The sequence below is a fragment of the Bradyrhizobium sp. USDA 4454 genome, from assembly GCF_054822705.1.
Map to the genome: position 1 here is coordinate 39,394 of NZ_JBTRCN010000001.1, position 17,769 is coordinate 57,162.

At 64.3% G+C, this 17,769-nt stretch carries 19 protein-coding genes; 9 read left to right on the top strand and 10 right to left on the bottom strand.

Annotation, left to right across the window (positions count from 1 at the left end; translation table 11 throughout):
* Positions 1 to 193: 193 nt before the first annotated feature.
* The 5 genes from ACVIW0_RS00190 to ACVIW0_RS00210 form a co-directional block, all read right to left on the bottom strand.
* Positions 194 to 433 (bottom strand): hypothetical protein, encoded by a 240-nt coding sequence (locus tag ACVIW0_RS00190; RefSeq protein ID WP_461350472.1) that lies wholly within the window; start codon positions 431 to 433, stop codon positions 194 to 196.
* Complete coding sequence (locus tag ACVIW0_RS00195; RefSeq protein WP_461350473.1) at positions 430 to 711, bottom strand: hypothetical protein; 282 nt, start codon at positions 709 to 711, stop codon at positions 430 to 432. Before ACVIW0_RS00195 ends, ACVIW0_RS00190 begins: the two co-directional genes overlap by 4 nt.
* Positions 708 to 2,153, bottom strand: coding sequence for a radical SAM protein (locus tag ACVIW0_RS00200; protein WP_461350474.1), 1,446 nt, complete (start codon positions 2,151 to 2,153; stop codon positions 708 to 710). The genes ACVIW0_RS00195 and ACVIW0_RS00200 overlap by 4 nt, the downstream gene beginning before the upstream one ends.
* Complete coding sequence (locus tag ACVIW0_RS00205; RefSeq protein ID WP_461350475.1) at positions 2,134 to 2,853, bottom strand: prolipoprotein diacylglyceryl transferase; 720 nt, start codon at positions 2,851 to 2,853, stop codon at positions 2,134 to 2,136. The genes ACVIW0_RS00200 and ACVIW0_RS00205 overlap by 20 nt, the downstream gene beginning before the upstream one ends.
* A 198-nt stretch (positions 2,854 to 3,051) precedes the next feature.
* The gene (locus ACVIW0_RS00210) at positions 3,052 to 3,816 is read right to left on the bottom strand and encodes a Crp/Fnr family transcriptional regulator (RefSeq protein ID WP_461350476.1); all 765 of its coding nucleotides are present in this window, start codon (positions 3,814 to 3,816) and stop codon (positions 3,052 to 3,054) included.
* A gap of 198 nt (positions 3,817 to 4,014) precedes the next feature.
* Between ACVIW0_RS00210 and ACVIW0_RS00215 the strand changes: the two genes are divergently transcribed.
* Positions 4,015 to 4,392 carry a response regulator gene (locus tag ACVIW0_RS00215; RefSeq protein ID WP_461350477.1) on the top strand — a complete coding sequence of 126 codons (378 nt, stop codon included), beginning with the start codon at positions 4,015 to 4,017 and terminating at the stop codon, positions 4,390 to 4,392.
* A 4-nt stretch (positions 4,393 to 4,396) separates the two neighbouring features.
* Here the strand turns inward: ACVIW0_RS00215 and ACVIW0_RS00220 are convergent, their stop codons facing one another.
* Positions 4,397 to 5,113: a hypothetical protein gene (locus tag ACVIW0_RS00220; RefSeq protein ID WP_461350478.1), complete on the bottom strand. Its 717-nt coding sequence runs from the start codon at positions 5,111 to 5,113 to the stop codon at positions 4,397 to 4,399.
* A gap of 108 nt (positions 5,114 to 5,221) precedes the next feature.
* Here ACVIW0_RS00220 and ACVIW0_RS00225 point away from each other — a divergent pair, with 108 nt between their 5' ends.
* Positions 5,222 to 6,346 carry a hypothetical protein gene (locus ACVIW0_RS00225; protein ID WP_461350479.1) on the top strand — a complete coding sequence of 375 codons (1,125 nt, stop codon included), beginning with the start codon at positions 5,222 to 5,224 and terminating at the stop codon, positions 6,344 to 6,346.
* 13 nt (positions 6,347 to 6,359) lie between these two features.
* Here the strand turns inward: ACVIW0_RS00225 and ACVIW0_RS00230 are convergent, their stop codons facing one another.
* From ACVIW0_RS00230 to ACVIW0_RS00240, 3 genes are all read right to left on the bottom strand, one after another.
* Positions 6,360 to 7,319 (bottom strand): N-acetylmuramoyl-L-alanine amidase, encoded by a 960-nt coding sequence (locus ACVIW0_RS00230; protein ID WP_461350480.1) that lies wholly within the window; start codon positions 7,317 to 7,319, stop codon positions 6,360 to 6,362.
* 211 nt (positions 7,320 to 7,530) lie between these two features.
* Positions 7,531 to 9,093, bottom strand: a complete 1,563-nt coding sequence (locus tag ACVIW0_RS00235) for an alkaline phosphatase D family protein (RefSeq protein ID WP_461350481.1) — start codon at positions 9,091 to 9,093, stop codon at positions 7,531 to 7,533.
* Positions 9,094 to 9,454: 361 nt separating this feature from the next.
* Entirely contained in the window at positions 9,455 to 10,798 is a 1,344-nt protein-coding gene (locus tag ACVIW0_RS00240) for a TAXI family TRAP transporter solute-binding subunit (protein ID WP_461350482.1), read from the bottom strand.
* 270 nt (positions 10,799 to 11,068) lie between these two features.
* On the opposite strand from ACVIW0_RS00240, the gene ACVIW0_RS00245 reads away from it, so the two are divergent.
* Both ACVIW0_RS00245 and ACVIW0_RS00250 read left to right on the top strand, forming a co-directional pair.
* The gene (locus ACVIW0_RS00245; RefSeq protein WP_461350483.1) at positions 11,069 to 11,374 is read left to right on the top strand and encodes a 4a-hydroxytetrahydrobiopterin dehydratase; all 306 of its coding nucleotides are present in this window, start codon (positions 11,069 to 11,071) and stop codon (positions 11,372 to 11,374) included.
* A 93-nt stretch (positions 11,375 to 11,467) separates the two neighbouring features.
* The gene (locus ACVIW0_RS00250) at positions 11,468 to 11,845 is read left to right on the top strand and encodes a YkvA family protein (RefSeq protein ID WP_461350484.1); all 378 of its coding nucleotides are present in this window, start codon (positions 11,468 to 11,470) and stop codon (positions 11,843 to 11,845) included.
* 247 nt (positions 11,846 to 12,092) lie between these two features.
* Here the strand turns inward: ACVIW0_RS00250 and ACVIW0_RS00255 are convergent, their stop codons facing one another.
* On the bottom strand, positions 12,093 to 13,073 hold the full coding sequence (locus ACVIW0_RS00255) for an NADPH:quinone oxidoreductase family protein (protein WP_461350485.1): 981 nt from the start codon (positions 13,071 to 13,073) through the stop codon (positions 12,093 to 12,095).
* 90 nt (positions 13,074 to 13,163) lie between these two features.
* Here ACVIW0_RS00255 and ACVIW0_RS00260 point away from each other — a divergent pair, with 90 nt between their 5' ends.
* The 5 genes from ACVIW0_RS00260 to ACVIW0_RS00280 all read left to right on the top strand — a co-directional run bounded on the left by ACVIW0_RS00260 (position 13,164) and on the right by ACVIW0_RS00280 (position 17,765).
* Positions 13,164 to 14,003: an SDR family oxidoreductase gene (locus ACVIW0_RS00260; RefSeq protein ID WP_461350486.1), complete on the top strand. Its 840-nt coding sequence runs from the start codon at positions 13,164 to 13,166 to the stop codon at positions 14,001 to 14,003.
* Positions 14,004 to 14,158: 155 nt separating this feature from the next.
* Positions 14,159 to 14,758 carry an invasion associated locus B family protein gene (locus ACVIW0_RS00265; protein ID WP_461350487.1) on the top strand — a complete coding sequence of 200 codons (600 nt, stop codon included), beginning with the start codon at positions 14,159 to 14,161 and terminating at the stop codon, positions 14,756 to 14,758.
* A 194-nt stretch (positions 14,759 to 14,952) separates the two neighbouring features.
* Entirely contained in the window at positions 14,953 to 16,164 is a 1,212-nt protein-coding gene (gene rlmN / locus ACVIW0_RS00270) for a dual-specificity RNA methyltransferase RlmN (RefSeq protein WP_461350488.1), read from the top strand.
* A gap of 160 nt (positions 16,165 to 16,324) precedes the next feature.
* A complete protein-coding gene (locus ACVIW0_RS00275; RefSeq protein WP_461350489.1) occupies positions 16,325 to 16,825 on the top strand; it encodes a hypothetical protein in 501 nt (166 codons plus the stop codon).
* 157 nt (positions 16,826 to 16,982) lie between these two features.
* Complete coding sequence (locus tag ACVIW0_RS00280) at positions 16,983 to 17,765, top strand: phosphatase PAP2 family protein (RefSeq protein WP_461350490.1); 783 nt, start codon at positions 16,983 to 16,985, stop codon at positions 17,763 to 17,765.
* Positions 17,766 to 17,769 lie beyond the last annotated feature (4 nt).

The following is a 17,769-nucleotide window of genomic DNA, read 5'->3' on the forward strand; positions in this document are numbered from 1 at the left end:
GGATCACGCTCATACCCAAGAAATTTGACGGGGACGCATCACCCCAAAAAGGAAGCCCGGTCTTAAGGACCGGGCACCTTGCGCGTTGCGGCGCAATATAGTCAGAAAACGCCAAAAAACAATGATTTATTGGCGGTTTGGATGGTTGATTTTGGTTCCGGAAGCCGGCTTTGGGGGGCTTTTCGGGGGTGATTCAGCCGCGTTTCTGCGCCCGCGCGAACACGATCAGCCCGAGCCCGACAAGCGTCACCAGCACCGAGACCCCGGTGAGCGGGTCGCCGGACCCGCCCAGCGTGACATTGAGGACCACGCAGAGGGCGCCCGGGACCAGCAGCAGCACCCCCACGATCAGCATGAAGATCGCGCAGCCGGGCGGCATCCGCGGCCCCTGCCGCGGCGGCTCGGGCGGCGAGGGTGCGCCGGAGTTGCTCATGAACTTCCCTTGATCGCGGCGCGGATCAGCATCACGCCGGCAAAGCAGACCGCGAGCCCGAGCAGGATCAGGAACAGAATGGAGGGGTCGGTTTTCGACTCGCTGAGGACGCCAAACCCGAACAACAGCGCGCAGAGCCCTGGCAGCAGCAGGAACACCCCGAACAGCGCCATGAAGGCGGTCGCGCAGCCGCTGCGTGGCGCCGGCGGCGGCGGGACGTATTGATAGGGCGGCTCCGGCGGCGCAGGCGGGAGCGGCGGTGGATTGGTCTCGCTCATCGCGGCACGTGCTCGCTTTGCCGCGCCTCGCGATAGGTCTGCCCGGCTAGGCTCGCGCGGATGCTGTCGATCTTTCCGTCACGGTAGAACAGATTGTAGGTGTCGAACGGGATGATCGCGCCGCTCTCGGTGACGAAGTGGATGCAGCTTCGCTTGACGTTGCCGACGCAGAAATTGAAGCGATCGAGGAATTGCACGATGGTGACGCGGAATACGTTCGCGTAGGTGAGGCCCTCCGGCACCTCGAAGCTCGGCAGGCAGCACAGCAGCTCGCAAACGCGCTCGCTCGTGTTCAGCGGCCCCGACGACAACGAGAACAAATCGACGAACTTTTCCCGCAGCACCGGATATTTTTCCGGGCTGATCGTGTTCGGCATCACGGCGATGAGCTGCTCCTGCGGGATCAGCGAGGTCAGCGGCAGCACTTTCTCGCCGTTGCGCAGGCCGTAGCCGATCGAGATGCTCTCGGGATTGCAGGGCAGCGGGATCATGTCGTCGGCGCCGAAAACCCCGGTCTCGATCACCCGTCTTCGGATCTCCGACAGCATGATGCGGTCGGTGTCCTTGTTGAAATCCTCGTTGCGGCCGGCGTCCTGCACGGGCTGCAAGGTGACGCCGCGGACGCACTTCCAGGTCAACGCATGGCGGACGATATCGCCGATCTCGCTGTCGTTGACTCCTCGCTTGATGGTCGCGACCAGCGTGGTCGAGATGCCTTCGCGCTCGAGATTCTCCAGCGCCTGCTGGCGGATCTTGCGCAGGTCCGCGCCGCGCAGATTGAGCAGCGCCTCGCGCTGCAGCGAATCGAATTGCAGATAGACTTCCAGCCCGCGCTTGTTCTCAGCGAGCTTGGCCACGAAATCGGGCTCGCGCGCGATCCTGAGGCCGTTGGTGTTGATCATGACATGGCGGATCGGACGGGCGCGCACCGCATCCAGGATCGCGAAGAAGTCCGGATGCAGCGTCGGCTCGCCGCCGGATATCTGCACCAGATCGGGCTCGCCCTCGCTCGCCACCAGCGCGTCCAGCATCCTCTCGATCTTGGCCAGCGACGTGAAGCTTGAGCGTGCCGGCGAGGAATCCGCAAAGCACACCGGGCAGGTCAGGTTGCAGTGCTCGGTGATCTCGATCAGCGCCAGGCAGGAATGCTGCTCGTGGTCCGGGCACAGCCCGCAATCATAGGGGCAGCCGAATTCGGTGTGGCGCTGGAAGGCGAGCGGCCGGTCGCCGGGCTTGATGAAATCCTTGCACAGCCGCCAATACGCCGAATCGGTCGAGACCAGCGTCGACTGCACGCCGTGCTGCTTGCAGCGCTTCTCATACCAGACCTCGTTGCCTGATATCTGGATCTTGGTCGGCACGAGGGTCAGGCAGGTTTCGCAGAGCGACTGGGTCTGGCCCCAGAAGATGTAGGGGCGGGACTTACGCAGCGGCGCGTTCATGCTTCACACTCACATTTGGCGCCGTCGCCAGCATGACGGCGGCATAGACCATGACAAACAGCGACAGCAGGTGAAACAGCGAGAACGGGCCGATCAGCGCACCATAGGGCTTGATGAACTCCCACAGGAAGCGCTGCAGGCCGTAGTAGAACAGCACGAGGTAGAATCCATTGGTGATGACAGCGGCGTTGCGGTTCAACACGGCCCAGACATAGAAGGCCGCAAACGCGGCCATCGCCAGGCTTTCATAGAGCTGCACCGGGTGGCGCAGGATGCCGTCGCCGAAATCCTGGCCCCAGGGCAGCGTGGTCGGCGTGCCATAGGTGAAATCCTCCAGCCCCGCGCAATAGCAGCCGAGCCGGCCGATCGCGACGCCGACCGCAAGCGGCAGCGCGAAGCGCGCCCCGGTGCGCAGCGTTATGCCGTGCAGCCATTTGTAGAGCTCGATCGCGACAATGCCGCCGGCCAGCGCGCCCTCGACCGAGCGGGCGATGCCTGGCATGCCGGAGAACCACAGGTTCAGCGTGCCGAACATGTAGGCGCCGATCCCGGCACCGAACACCAGCGCGGCGATGTAGGTCAGCTCGAAGGATTGACGCGGGAATTGCAGCCCGCGCACCCGCGACAGCCACCACATCGCGGCTGCCGCCGCGCACCATGCTGCGACGTCGAAGACGGCGTGAAGTTCAGCCCCGCTCATCAGGCGAGTGTAGCGTGATTTTCGCGGCCTGCGATAGCTATGCTCCCTCTCCCCGTTCTTACGGGAGAGGGTTGGGGTGAGGGGCATCCATCCGGCGAGCACCTCGCAGCTTGTTGAGCAATGTGCCTCGCCCCTCACCCGGATCGCCAGAGCGATCCGACCTCTCCCCGCAAAGAGCGGGAGAGGTAAAGCGCGGAGTCAGTTCGCCGGGTTGTCCTCGCTCGGATAGACCCCGCGCAGCACTTCCTCGAAGTGATTCTTCACCGCCTCGTTGCACTGGCAGGAGCGCAGCCGGAGCTTGTCCGGATCGCGGATCACGATCGCGCCGCGGCGGGTGTCGAGCACGCCCTCCGCCTTGAAGTTCTGGATCACCCGGCTGGTGTAGCTGCGGCCGACGCCGAGCAGGGTCGAGAGCTGCTCATGGGTGAGCGGCACCACGCCATCGCCGTTGGTGCGCTCGATCGCCGAGATGATCCATTTCGCGGCGCGCTGCTCGATCGAGTGGATCGCGTTGCAGGCGGTCGACTGGAAGATCTGCGCCAGCATGCAGTCGGCATAGCGCGCGAAGATGTTGCGCACCGAGTTCGATTTCAGCTTGGCCGCGTCGAGCTTGCTGATCGGCAGCCGCACGAAGGGCCCGCCGAACTTGACGGTGATGCGGGTATAGGCCGGCAGGAATCCCTGGCTGACGATGCCGCCGACTGCGCCCTCGCGGCCGACCAGGATGGTCTCGACATCGCGCCCGTCTTCGTTCGGCACCATGTAGGACGCAAGGCTCGGTCCGCAGGGGAAATGCACGGTCTGGACGTCGTCGCCGGGATTGTAGAGCAGGTCGCCGGCGTCAGCCTCGACCAGCGCAAGATGCGGCGCGATCAGCTCGTAGTCGACGGCATTGAGCCGGCGCAAAAGATTATTGAACGGCCGGTCGTTCGTTCCGGCCAAATCAGTCGGTTTTGTAATCATTGGAAAATCCTGCCACCCAACGCGGACCATACTGAAAAAGTTCCCGTATTTATGTTCACTAGTGAACAGACGCGACCGCGCGCGATGTGATGGGTTTCATATTGGGAACAGCCGGCGCGCCTTCGGGCGCCGGTCGCAGGCCATCCGGCCGGATCGATCCGGCCTCTCATCCATCATGAAGAAAATGGACACCGAGCCATGGACTGCGCTCCCAATGCCGGCATGCCCGGCGACGTTCTGGTCGTCGAGGACGATCCGATCATCGCGCTCTATTTCGAGGACACCATCCTGGGCTTCGGTGTTCGGACGGTGCGCACGGCTGCGAACGTCGCCCGTGCACACGAGCTGATCACCGAACGGCCTCCGGATTTTGCGCTGCTCGACGTCGGCCTCGTCAGGGGCGAAAACACATTCGCGATCGCCGAACGGCTCGACGCGTTGCAGGTGCCGTTCACGTTCATCACGGGCTATGGTGCCGACGCCAGGCTACCGGTGTCGCTTGCCGATAAGCCGCGGCTGACCAAGCCGTGTTCGAGCGAGACGCTGGAGGCCGCGCTCCGGCGCAAGGAGGCGTAAGCCCCTAGCGCCCCGAACCAATGCAGAGCTCGGCCAGATCGACCTCCAGTCCCTTCAGGAAGGAGAGCGGTGCGCCCGGCGGCACTCTGTCCTTCGCGATCGAGGCCGACCGCGCCGCGGCGGCCTGCTCGGACAAATCGAGAAAGCGTTTCAGTGCCTTCGACTTGTTGCGTTTCGAAAACGCCTCCAGCGCGTCTTCTGTGGCCTCGGCCGGATTCTTGCGCAGCAATTCATCATTCCCGGTCGCGAGTGGCGAGACCGCCGAGAGCTTGATCCGGCCCACCTTCGCATAGCGATCGAACTGCTCGAAAACCGTATCGAGGACTTTCGCCTGCTGCATCGGTGCGGCGAGCGCGAGGTATTTCTTGACGTCCGTATTCGCTTGCAACCTGTCGAGCTCGGCGGCCGCCGGGAATTTATCGGCATAGACCTTCTGGTCGATGAGTGCGTCGGTGCCATCGATTAGCCGCGCACCCCATTTGATCATGATGTCGCGGCCACGCGCCTCGAGCTGGCCGGTCTCGATGCCCTTGCTTGCAACGCAGGCCGGGTCGGCATTATCGCGCAGCGATTTGCCGAGTTCGGCGCTCAACGCCTGGCCATAGGCGGAATTGAAGGCATCCCTGATCTTCGTCGCCTGTACATCTTGCGCAGGCTGCGCCGACGCCAGCGACGGCGCGAGTAGAAGAAGAGCGGCAATCAGTGGCGTCCGGCGTCTCAAATCGGCTACTCATCAATCAGGCCCGGTCCGGAAGCGGCCGGGCCTGATATGGTCGTCCGAACCGCTTGCGCGGTTCATTCGGCGACGCACAGGCATTGGGAGGCTGTCATGGCGATCAGGACGTCTGCCGCTGCGCCCGTAACAGCGCTCTTTCTCGGACTGCTCGTCGCGCTGCCGCTCGGCTCGGCCGTCGTCCGTGGCTTGGTGTCTCAAGCCATCGCCGAGCCGGCCGCATTGACAAGCGCGCAATCCGCCGCGCGCGAGGCCTACGACAATGCCCTGAAGGCCTTCGTCGCGATCCTGCGCCAGCGCCGCGCGCAGATCGATGCCAAAGAGCCGCTGCCGAATTTGCCCGGCCAGGCGATCTATCTCGCCCGGGTCGAGATGATGAGCACCTACAAGGATCTCACCGATGCGCTGCCGTCGCGGATCGGAAGGCCGAACAAACTCGGAATCCCTCCGGCCTATTTCGACGCCGACAATGAGCCGCTGCTCGATGAGTACAGGAAGCTGTTCGACGTCATGGAGGCGCCGCCCGCCGGCGCGCAGAACTCCGAGACGCCGTTCAGGGACGTGGTCGATCTGGCGACCGCGATCGCGCGCGCCAGGGGACTGGATGCAGCTGACGCCGCGACCGCCGGCCGTATCAGCCTCGGGCTGTTCTTTGCCGAGACCAACGGCAAGCAGAATGTGGGAAATGCGCGATCGAATACCTACAAAGGAAGCCTGCAGACCGGTCCGTCCGAGGATCGCAACGGTCGAAACAAGTGGGCCGCGATCAAGGCATCGATCGCGGCGCTCGATCCGGCGCTGGGCCGTCGCGACGACAAGGAAGAAGCACGGGCCGGCAATCTCGATCACAGGTTCAATCACTGGACCGCGGTGCGGGACGCGCTGATGAACGCGCACGCGGACATTTTCCCGCAGGTGCCGGCAATCGCAAAGGCCCTGCCCGATCCGATCGATCAGATGAAGCTGTTCGAGCTGATCCAGATCATTCCGACGCCGACCAGGGCTGCGCTGAAATCGGGAAACCTCACAGCTTACAGGATCTCCGATCCCCGGATCATGGGATATCTGCGAAACAACAGCGTCTTCGCTTTCGGCCGGGCCGACCGGGCCCGAACCTCCGCAACCTTCCGCGAGATCCTCAATGCGATGTGGCTGTTCAACGCCAAGTTCGAACAGGCGCTTGCCAAATTCGCCGAGCTCAAGGCCGGCAAGCAGCAATGAGATCAGCAGGTCGTCAGAGCGGACCGAGCAGCGCCCAGCGCGGATCGCAGAACTCCTTCACCGCAGCAGCGACGCCGCCGGCGATGATGTTGCGGCGCTCGGGCGAGTCCATTGCGAGTTCTTCGTCGCGGTTGATGATCGAGCCGGCCTCGAGCAGGACGGCGGGCATTGCGGTCTTTCGCAGCACGATCAGCTCGTCATAGCTGTAGACGCCGGTGTCCTTGTTCAGCAGCGGGTGCTGGTTGCTGCCCATGACGGGCAGGCTGTATTGCTCTGCATAGTGCAGCCCGCCAGCCTTCATTTCCTTTGCGACCAGCTCGGCAAACCGCAGGCTGGTCCTGAAGTCCGGATTCTCCCGGGAGACGAACACCGAGTAGCCGCTGAAGCGATCGCTGAAATGGCTTTTCCTGCCTTCGAATTCCCAGTCCTCGAGCATCTTGTTGGGCACGGAGTCGTGGTGGATCGACAGCAGCAGATCGGCGTGCAGGTTGCTTGCGCTCGCGACCCGCTTGAACAGGCTGGGTCGCGCCTTGCCTTCGGTCAGCAGCAGCCTGGTTTCGGCAAAGCCGTCGGCCTTCAGCCTCTCCTCGATCACCCGCGCAAGGCGGCGGTTGAAGATGAACTCGGCGACATTGCGCGCGCTGATCGCGCCCTCCGATTCGGCGGTGTGTCCGACATCCAGCACGATCCGGAATGTCGCCGGATCGCATGCGGCGGCGGCCGGCTTGGGCGCCGAAGGCGGCAGGGCGATCGGTCCGAGAGCGGCGAGCCGTGTGGCACCGGGCTTTGCCGGCGCGCGGTGGCTTGCTGATTTTCTTGCCGATTTGCCCGGCCGTGTCGCCTGCCGTACCGATTTCGCGCGCTTTGGCGCTTTGGCTTGCTTGGATGATGTCTTGAAGAGATCAGGCAACCAGCCGGCATCGCCGGCCTCGATCGGCAGCAGCGCGAACATTGCGATCGCGACAACGATCAAGCGGCGAGGCCGAAGCCTCGCGACAATGCCAGCGAGCACGCGAACGAAGTCGCAGCGCCTCATGCTCCGCCCCTCCGGGCCCCCAGCATACGGCTCCGATATCGGTACCGGAAGAGGCCGAGGACGTCCATCCCCGGCAATCATGTTGCCTCGCCCTGGAGCGAGACCGTCAGGACCGGGGGACTCCGGTTCCGCCGCGGCGGCGACCCGGTTACACCGGCTTCGGATCGAGCGTGATCGCCCACAGCTCGGCGTCGATGCGGTCGCGCAGGCTCACCGTCATCTGGCCGCTCTTGCCGTCGATCTTCACGTGACCGAAAAACTGCATGCCAGCCGACGGCGGCAGGTTCTGGTTGGCTTCGCCCGGCGCCTTGACGAACCTCACCTCGGGACCAAACGTGTTGTCGAGCTCGTTCGGGCCGAACGTGCCGGCATGCAGCGGACCGGAGACGAATTCCCAAAACGGATCGAACTCCTGGAACTGGGCCTTGTTCGGGTTGTAATAGTGCGCGGCGGCATAGTGCACGTCGGCAGTCAGCCACACCGTGTTGACGATCCCTGCTGTCTTGATGAAGCGCAGGATGTCGGCGATCTCGAGCTCGCGGCCGCGCGCCGCGCCGTCGCCCTGCGCGAAGGCTTCCGAGCCCTTCTTGTTGGTCGCATCATCGTAGACGATCAGCGACAGCGGCATGTCGGAGGCGATCACCTTCCAGGTGGCGCGCGAGTTGAGCAGCGCGCGCTTCAGCCAGGCCATCTGGTCCGGCCCGATGAAATAGGCGTCGGGACCGTATTGCTCCTGCAGGTTCGGACCGTTCGGGCCGCGATAGCTGCGCTCGTCGAGCATGAACACGTCGAGATGCGGGCCGTAGCTCAGCGTGCGATAGACACGGCCCGGCTCGACGATGCTCTCGCGCATCGGATACATCTCGTGGAAGGCCTTGGCCGCGCGCGCGGCGAGCACCGTGATGTCGCGCTCCTTGTAGGCCGCCGGCAGCTGCTTCGACAGCGACCAGTTGTTGGTCACCTCGTGATCGTCCCACTGCACGAAGATCGGCACCTCGGCGTTGAAGGCGCGCAAATTGGAGTCGAGGAAATTGTATTTGTGCGCGGCGCGGTATTCGTCGAGCGTCTCGGCGACCTTGGCCTTCTCCGGGATTGTGATGTTCTTCCAGATCTTGCCGTCGGGAAGCTTCACCTCGGACGGGATCACGCCGTCGGCATAGATGGTGTCGCCGGAATGCAGCAGAAAATCCGGATTGTGCTTCTTCATCGCGGCGAAGGTGATCATGCCGCCGTCGTCGGGATTGATGCCCCAGCCCTGGCCGGCAACGTCGCCGCCCCACACGAAGGAGACGTCGCGGCGGTCGCTCGGCGCGGTGCGGAAGCGGCCGACCACGGGCTCGCCGACCACGTCGATATGGGCGAGGTCGCGGAAGCGGACGCGGTAGAAGATGTCCTGGCCGGAGGGCAGGTTCTCCAGCAGCATTTTTGCGGTGAAGTCGCTCTCCGGCAGCGCCGTGATCGGCGGCAGCGCGCGAGCGTCCTTGAACGATTCGGTGGTCGCGACCTCGACCATCATCTGCGACGGCCGGTCCGCACGCGCCCACACCACGCCGCCGTCGACGCCGACATCGCCCGACTGCACGCCATGGGTGATCACGGGGCGATCGGCCGCGCGCGACAGATAGGGCATCGCGATCACGCCGGCGCCGGCCGCAGCCGCCGTCGAGAGAAAGCGTCGGCGCGTGAGATTTCGCGAAAACCGGCTCGTCATGGGGCCTCCTTAATGTCACAGTGACACTGCGCCGCGGGCGTGCCAAGACCTAGAAAAATTCCATGACGGAGAGATTACAGGGGGTGAAGCGAGCAGAGCGTAGAGACAGCGTAGTCGTAAGGGGAGCACGCATGTCAGGCTCCCTCCCCCCTTGCGGGGGAGGGTGGGGAGAGGGGTAAGCCCCGAGCGAGACATCTGTGGTGAGCCGCGCCTTCGCAACTAGATCATCTGTCGTCGAACTGCATTTGAGAGAGCGCGTCGTGCGGCACCCCTCTCCCTAACCCTCCCCCGCAAGGGGGGAGGGAACCCAACCGCCGGTGACTCCATCACGTGTTTTGGCGGATAGAGAGTGGCGGCGCTTCTACGCCGTGCCCGCCGCCCTGAACTGCGTCGCCGTGCGCTGCAAATTCTGCGGCATGCTCAGCAGCAGCGCCTTGCGGTCGGCGACGGCGTTGTGGAACTGCTCGAGCGCGATGTTGAACGCGGTCAGCGTGCCTTCCTCGATGGCGCCGTGCTCGAAGCAGTCGAGCGTGTGGCGCAGGATGTCGTCGGCTTCGGCCTGCATCTGGTCGAGTTCTTCGGTCGAATCGCTCTGCCGCGCAGCCTTCAGCATCTCCAGCAGCCGTTCGCGCTGCGAGGTGTTGGTGTTGCGCTCGTCCTGCTTGAGATAGCCGGCGAACCACGCGCCGGCCGAGCCCATCGCCGAGAAGGCCATCAGGCTCCACCAGATGTAATCGCTGTAGCGATCGAGGAAGGTCTTCTCCTCGCCGTCGACGAAGGCGGCCGCACCCGGATGCACCGGGATGGTGGCGTCCTTGTCGGTGTCGGGGGTTTCGATCTTGGCGGCGAGCGGGAAGTCGTTCTTGAGCGATTGCCGGATCGCGAACAATTGCCGGGTGAAGGCCGCAACCGTCGAGTCCGACAGGCCCTTTCGTGCGACGATGTGATGGGAGAAGCTGATCGTCTTCACCTCGTCGTCCGGCCGGTCGGCCGAGCCGAGCGAGCCGGCGGGAATTTCCGCGGCCTCGTAGGCCGGATGGTTTTGCGCGATCGCTTCCGACGCATCGATCGCGAGGAAGGTGGGCTCGCCGCCGTCCTTGACCGACGCCGTGATCGCATCGATCGTGATCTTGCTGTTGGCCGGGCCGACCGCGAGATAGGCGTCGGCCTTCAGGTTCTTGATCGTCTCGGCGGCCTCATTGGCCGGGAATTGCACGATCTCGACCTTCATCGGGTCGACGCCATATTGCGTCAGGATCAGCTTCAGCAGATTGACATTGGCCGGGGTGCGCCCGACGACTCCGATCTTGCGGCCGGAAAGCTGCCCGATCTTGGTGATTTTGGCAGACTTGCGGACCTTGCCCTTGGCGGGCGGCACCCACATCACCACGACATTCTTGCGCAGGGTCGCGACCGCCTGCGCATTCTTCGGCACTTCGAGATCGCCGCGGATGATGGCGAGATCGGCCTTGCCGTCGGCCAGCGTCTGCGCGCTGGCGGCGGCGCCGTCGGTCTGCACTGGGCGGAGCTTGACCTGGGTGTGCTGCTGGTTGTTGAAGGCCTGCGCCAGCGCCTGCACGACCTTGACGTCGTCGCTGTTCGCAGGGCCGACCGCGATCCGCAGCGTCACCGGGCGCACCGCGAAATAATATCCAGCAGCCGTCGCGCCGATGATGGCGAGCGCGCCGGCGATCAAAACGAACATCAGCCTCCGCTTGGCCGATCGCGGCGGCTTGGGCGATATGCTGGCGGAGCCGTCTGTCATCGATCTCGCAAACAAACGTCGGGGCTCAATCTCATAAAACTACCAACGTGCATACATCCTCTATTTGTAGCAAATTACTGAACGGACAGATGTTACATCTGCGTCATGGTTACCAGCGGCGATAGGACGCGATTTCGGCCTTAATTTTGGCGTGGATCCCGCGCGGAGGCCGGTTGTTAGGCTAAGGTCGGGCCCAACGGGAGAGTTATCATGGTCGAAAGGCTGTCAGCGGAAGCAAGGAAGGCCGCGCTCTGGGAACTAGCCGGCTGGACCGAGCTGGCCGGACGCGAGGCGATCGCAAAGACTTTCGTGTTCAAGGACTTCAACGAGGCCTTCGGCTTCATGGCGCGCGCCGCTCTGGTTGCCGAGAAGAGCGACCATCACCCCGAATGGAAGAATGTCTACAAGACCGTCGAGGTCGTTCTGACGACCCACGACGTCGGCGGGGTGACCAAGCGCGATATCGACCTCGCCAAGGCCATGAACGCGATCGCACGGCAGCTTGGGGTCAATTAGGCCGGCGGATCGGCAACCTTGCACCGGATGGCCGACATCCCCAGATTCGCATCGTTCGCCGCTGAACTATCGCGGCGTCGAGGAACCCTTGCGATGGCATCGAGCGACTATGGCGCGGGATTTGGGCCTGCCGACCGGCTGGCGCAGGACCCCGAAAGCGTGCGCCGCCGCTTCTGGATGAAGTTCAAGAAAGTGGTGGCGCGCCTGCCCTTCGCCGAGGACCTGCTGGCCGCCTATTACTGCGCCTTCGACCGGCAGACGCCGCGCCATGTCCAGGCCGCGCTGCTCGGCGCCATCGCCTATTTCATCCTGCCGTTCGATTTCATTCCGGACATGCTGCCGGTGCTTGGCTTCACCGACGATGCCGCGGTTCTTGCAACCGCAATCCGCATGGTGGCAAGCCACATCACGCCCGAGCACCGCGAAGCCGCCCGCGCCGCGTTGAAGCGCGGGGTGCCTGCGGAGGAGTAGCGCCGCAGGCGTAGCCCGGATGAAGCGAAGCGCAATCCGGGATTTCTGTAGCTGCGGGTGGTTCAGCCCCGGATTTCGCTGCGCTCCATCCGGGCTACGAAACCCTTGATCCGTCATCCTGAGGAGCGCGGAACGCGCGTCTCGAAGGATGCACGGCCCCGCTGGTGGCCGTCGACCCTTCGAGACGGCCGCGTTGCGGCCTCCTCAGGGTGACGGTGATGGTGCGACGCGCGGTTATCCGCCGTCCTCAGCTGCCCGGATGCAGGATCACCTTGCCCATTGCCTTGCGGCCGGCGAGCACCTTCAACGCTTCCGCGGTCTGCGACAGCGGGAAAGTGCGGTCAACGTGCGATGAGATCTTGCCTTCCGCGGTCCACTGCACGAGCTTCTCGAGGTTCTTGCGGTTCTTCTCCGGGTTCTGCCGCGCCCACGCGCCCCAGAACACGCCGCGGATATCGCAGCCCTTCAGCAGTGCGAGGTTGAGCGGAATCTTCGGGATGTCGCCGGCGGCAAAGCCGATCACCAGGAAGCGGCCTTCCCATGCGGTCGAACGCAATGCGGCTTCGGCATAGGCGCCGCCGACCGGATCGAACACGATGTCGGCGCCCTTGCCGTCGGTCAGCTTGCGCAGGCCCTCTTTCAGATCTTCCTTGGCGTAGTTCAGCGTCAGCTCGGCGCCATGTTGCTTGGCGAATGCGAGCTTCTCGTCCGACGATGCGCAGGCGATCACCTTGAGGCCCATCAGCTTGCCGAGCTCGCACGCGGCAAGGCCGGTGCCGCCGGCGGCGCCGAGCACCGCGAGCGTTTCGCCCGGCTTCGGGCTGGCGCGATCTTCCAGCGCATGCAGCGCCGTGCCGTAGATGATGATGATCCCGGCGGCGCGGTCGTAATCGAGACTGTCGGGAATCTTCACGATCGAATTCCCAGGCAGTGCGATCTTGTCGCGCGCGCCGTTGTGGCCGCATGATGCGACGACGCGGTCGCCGACCTTCAGATCAGTGACACCGGCGCCGACGCTCTCGATCACGCCGGCAACTTCGGCGGCCGGCGAGAACGGGAACGGCGGCTTGATCTGGTACTTGCCCTGAATCATCAGGATGTCGAAGAAATTCAGCGCCGCCGCCTTGATCGCGATCACGGCTTCGCCGGGACCCGCCACCGGATCGGGCACGTCAGCCAGCACGAGATCGTCGGGTTGACAGTATTGCGAGCAGAGGATGGCTTTCATGGACACACCTGAGTTTCGGACGCAAAAAGGATTGAAGGCTTCATGCCGGATTTGCGGCGGAGCGACAATACAGTGCGGAGGGATCAAACTATGTTTGAAAAAGGCCTGCTAGCGAAAAAGCGCATCCTGATCACCGGCGGCGGCTCCGGGCTCGGCGCGGCGATGGGTCGACGCTTTGCCGAACTCGGCGCCGAATTGATCATCTGCGGCCGGCGCGAGGCGCTGCTGGAGGAAACCGCCGCGAAATACCGCAGCGATCTCGGCGCCAAGGTCTCCACCGCGCGCTGTGATATCCGCGATGGCGCTGCGGTCGAAGCAATGATGGATCAGGTCTGGCAGGACGCGCCGATCGACGTTCTCGTCAACAATGCTGCCGCAACCTTTATTGCGCAGAGCGAACATTTGTCATTCCGCGCGGCGGACGCGATCCTCGCACCCACCCTGCATGGCACGATGTACTGCACGCTTGCCGCCGGCCGGCGCTGGATCGACAGCAAGCACAAGGGCGTGGTGCTCTCGATTCTCTCGACCTCGACCATCACCGGCCGCGCCTTCACCGTGCCGTCGTCGATGGCCAAGACCGCGGTGCTGGCGATGACCAAGAGTCTTGCGGTCGAATGGGGCCCGAAGGGCATCCGCACCGTGGCGATCGCGCCGGGTGCGTTCCCGACGCCAGGTGCGACCGGGCAACTGCGTCCCGAAGCGCGCAATGAGACCTGGTCGCATCGCAATCCGCTCGGTCGCGCCGGCGAGCATTCCGAACTCGCCAATCTTGCGACCTTTCTGATCTCCGATCAGGCCGGCTACATCAATGGCGAGATGGTGGTGCAGGACGGCGGCGCGCATTTGCGCAGTTCCGGTGCCGAGGACCTGCTGCAATGGACCGATGCGCAGTGGGAGAGCCAGCGCGCGGCGCGTGCCAAGGGATGAACAAGCACTGAGGTGCGACAACGCGCGTCCGGCTTTTGGCTGTCGCGCGTCCAACCCTGACTGCCTTCCCAAAAATGCGTTTCCCGGTTATCCATCCCGGCCGGCGGAGGGGGAATCGCCGGGCCATCTTGCAGTCACAATGATGGGGGAACCAGTTGGCTGTGCGGCAGATTCTGACATCACTGGCGGCTTGTGGTCTGTGCGGGATCATCACCCTCCCAGCAACGCAGGCTGCGCCCAAGAAAGAGACGGCGAAAGACGCGGCCAAGCCGGCGCCTTCGGCGGCCGCGGCGGCGGCCGGCGGCGCGGAGCCGACGCTGATCGGCCAGTTCGGCACCTGGGGCGCCTACACCGCCGCGCCCAACGGCAAGAAGGTGTGCTTTGCGCTGGCCAAGCCGGCGTCGTCGAAGACCAATCCGGCGAACCGGCCGCGCGATCCGGCCTATGCCTTCATCTCCACCCGCCCGGCGGAGAAGGTGGTCAACGAAGTCTCGATCATGATCGGCTACACCGTGAAGCCGGGCTCGGAATCGACGCTGCAGGTCGGCGGCGGGACCTACGCGATGTACACGCAGGGCGACGGCCTCTGGATCAAGAATGCGGCCGAGGAGGAGCGGATGGTGGAAGCCATGCGCAAATCGGCCGATCTGACGGTAAAAGCCGTCTCGGCCAAGGGGACCGAGACGATCGATACGTTCTCGCTGAAGGGCCTGGCGCAGGCGCTCGACCGGCTGGGGCAGGACTGCCGGCGCTAACGCGCCGGTCCGAATCAGCGTTGTTTATCGGTCGCAGAAGGCCTATTTGAGGACTGGTTCCCCTCATGGTGAGGAGGCGCGCCAGCGCCGTCTCGAACCATGGAGGCCCGGCCGGTGGCCCCATCCTTCGAGACGCGGCGCAGGCGCCGCTCCTCAGGATGAGGGTTGGACATCTCCGCGAGAACAGACACGCGATGACCGCAGAAACGATCGATCGACATTCCACGGCCACCGCGCTGGTCGAAAAGGTTCCGCTCGAGACCTATGTGCCGCCGGCCAAGCCGTCGCTGATCGGGCTGTCGCGCGCCGAGATATCGGATCGCCTGGGCGAGATCGGGGTGCAGGCAGGTCAGCGCAAGATGCGCACGCAGCAACTCTGGAACTGGATGTATTTCCGCGGCGCCCAAAACTTTGCCGAGATGACCAACGTCTCGAAGGACATGCGCGCCGAACTCGAGAAACATTTTACCGTCGACCGTCCCGAAGTGGTGGCCGAGCAGATATCCAATGACGGTACCCGCAAATGGCTGCTGCGGCTGCCGAGCGGCGATAAGGTCGAGCGGCCGCACGAGGTCGAGTGCGTCTATATCCCCGAGACCGATCGCGGCACGCTGTGTGTGTCCTCGCAGGTCGGCTGCACGCTGAACTGCGCGTTCTGCCACACCGGCACGCAACGGCTGGTGCGCAACCTCACCGCCGGCGAGATCGTCGGCCAGGTGATGGTGGCGCGCGATCGGCTCAACGATTGGGCCGATCGTGAGGACGGCACCCGCCGCGTCACCAACATCGTGATGATGGGGATGGGCGAGCCGCTCTACAATTTCGACGCGGTGCGCGATGCGCTGTTGATCGTCGCCGACAATGAAGGCATCGGCATTTCCCGCCGCCGCATCACGCTGTCGACCTCGGGCGTGGTGCCGAACATCCAGCGGACGGGTGAGGAGATCGGCGTGATGCTCGCGATCTCCTTGCATGCGGTGCGCGACGAATTGCGCAACGAGCTGGTGCCGCTGAACCGCAAATATCCGATCAAGGAACTGTTGCAAGCCTGCCGTGACTATCCCGGCGCCTCTAACGCGCGGCGCATCACCTTCGAATATGTGATGCTGAAGGGCGTCAACGATTCGCTCGATGACGCAAAACTCCTGGTGAAGCTGCTCAAGGGCATTCCCGCCAAGATCAACCTGATCCCGTTCAATCCGTGGCCGGGCACCGCCTATGAATGCTCGGACTGGGAGCAGATCGAGAAATTCTCCGAATACATCTTCAATGCCGGCTATTCCTCACCGGTACGCACGCCGCGCGGCCGCGACATCCTCGCCGCCTGCGGCCAGCTCAAATCGGAGACCGAAAAACTCTCGGCCCGCGAGCGCCAGGCGCTGCGCGCGATGGCGATGACGGATTGAGGGTGCCTCTTCATCGCGAGCCACAAGCGGTGAACTTCTCGGCCGTCATTCCGGGGCGATGCGCAGCATCGAACCCGGAATCTCCAGATTCCCCGATACGCAATTGCGCATCTGGGGTCCGATCCTTCGGGCCGTCCCGGAATGACGGAGGCTTCCTGACATGGCCCTGATCGGCCGCTTGTTCGTCGTCGCGTTCGGCTTCCTGATGGCCTGCTTCGTGGCAGGGATCATCGTGGTCGTCGCGGTGCTGTATCCCGAGATCAGCGATTTCGGCGGCCAGATCGACCAGAGCGCGATCGATATCGTGCTCGGCTTCGGCTTCATCTTCATCTCAGGCTTCGCGCTGCTGCCCGCGCTGATCGTGGTGCTGATCACCGAGGCCTTCTATATCCGCAGCGTGCTGGCCTATGCGGTGGGCGGCGCGATCGTCGGCGCGGCCTGCTATCTCGGCCTGGTTCCGTTCGATCCCGATACGATCCAGTTCCACGGCATCGTGCGCCGGCACCTGGAGATCATGACCGGCGCCGGCATCGTCGCGGGCCTGGTCTACTGGCTGATTGCCGGCCGCAGCGCAGGCGCCTGGCGCGAGCCACGGCGTTTGTTGCCGCCGCCCCCGCCGTTGCCGTCGCAATCGAGGCCGCAAACACCGCCGTCATCCTGAGGAGCCGTGCGTAGCGCGGCGTCTCGAAGGATGGGCCGCAGCAAGATCGCATCCTTCGAGGCTCGCAAGAGCTTGCACCTCCAGCGACAAAGGCGGAGCCTTTGCGCGGGGATGACGTCACTTCCCATACCCCACCGCCTCGGCTAAACCGCGCGCCATGAACCGGACCGGACTTTTCATCGCGCTGGCGCTGGCGCTCATCATCGGCATCCTGTTCGGGCTCTATCCCGAGCTCGATCTGAAGCTGGCGGCGCTGTTCTACGACGCCGCGCAGAACACCTTCCCCATGAAGCTCGACGCGGTGGCAAAGTTCGCGCGCGATGCGGCGATGTGGATCGCCTGGGCGTTGGTGCTGCCGGCTCTCGCGACCATCATCTGGAAATTCATCCGGCCGGACCGGCCGATGCTGATGTCCGGCCGCGCCGCGGTGTTCCTGCTCACTACGATGCTGCTCTCGGCCGGCGTGCTGACCAACTTCACCTTCAAAAGTTATTGGGGCCGGCCACGGCCGGTGGTCGTGACGCAGTTCGGCGGCGACCTGCAATTCATGCCGTGGTGGAACCCGCGTGGCGGCTGCCCGCGCAACTGCTCGTTCTTCTCCGGCGAGGGCGCCACCGCGTTCTGGACCTATGCACCGGCGGCGCTGACCCCGCCCGCGTGGCGGCCGCTGGCCTTTGCAGGGGCGACCGTGTTCGGCATCGTCACCAGTGGGCTGCGAATGGCCTTCGGCGGCCATTTCTTCACTGACGTCGCGATCGCCGGCCTGGTGTCGTTCTTCACCGTCTGGCTGTTCTACGCCCTGATCTACCGCTGGGCTTCGACCCGGCTGACCGACGAAGCGGTCGATGCCGCGCTGACCCGGCTGGCGATGCCGGGCTACCGGTGGATGCAGCGCTGGCGCCGGGGCGGCCGGGCGGAGCCGAGCCAGCCCGAAGCCTGATTGG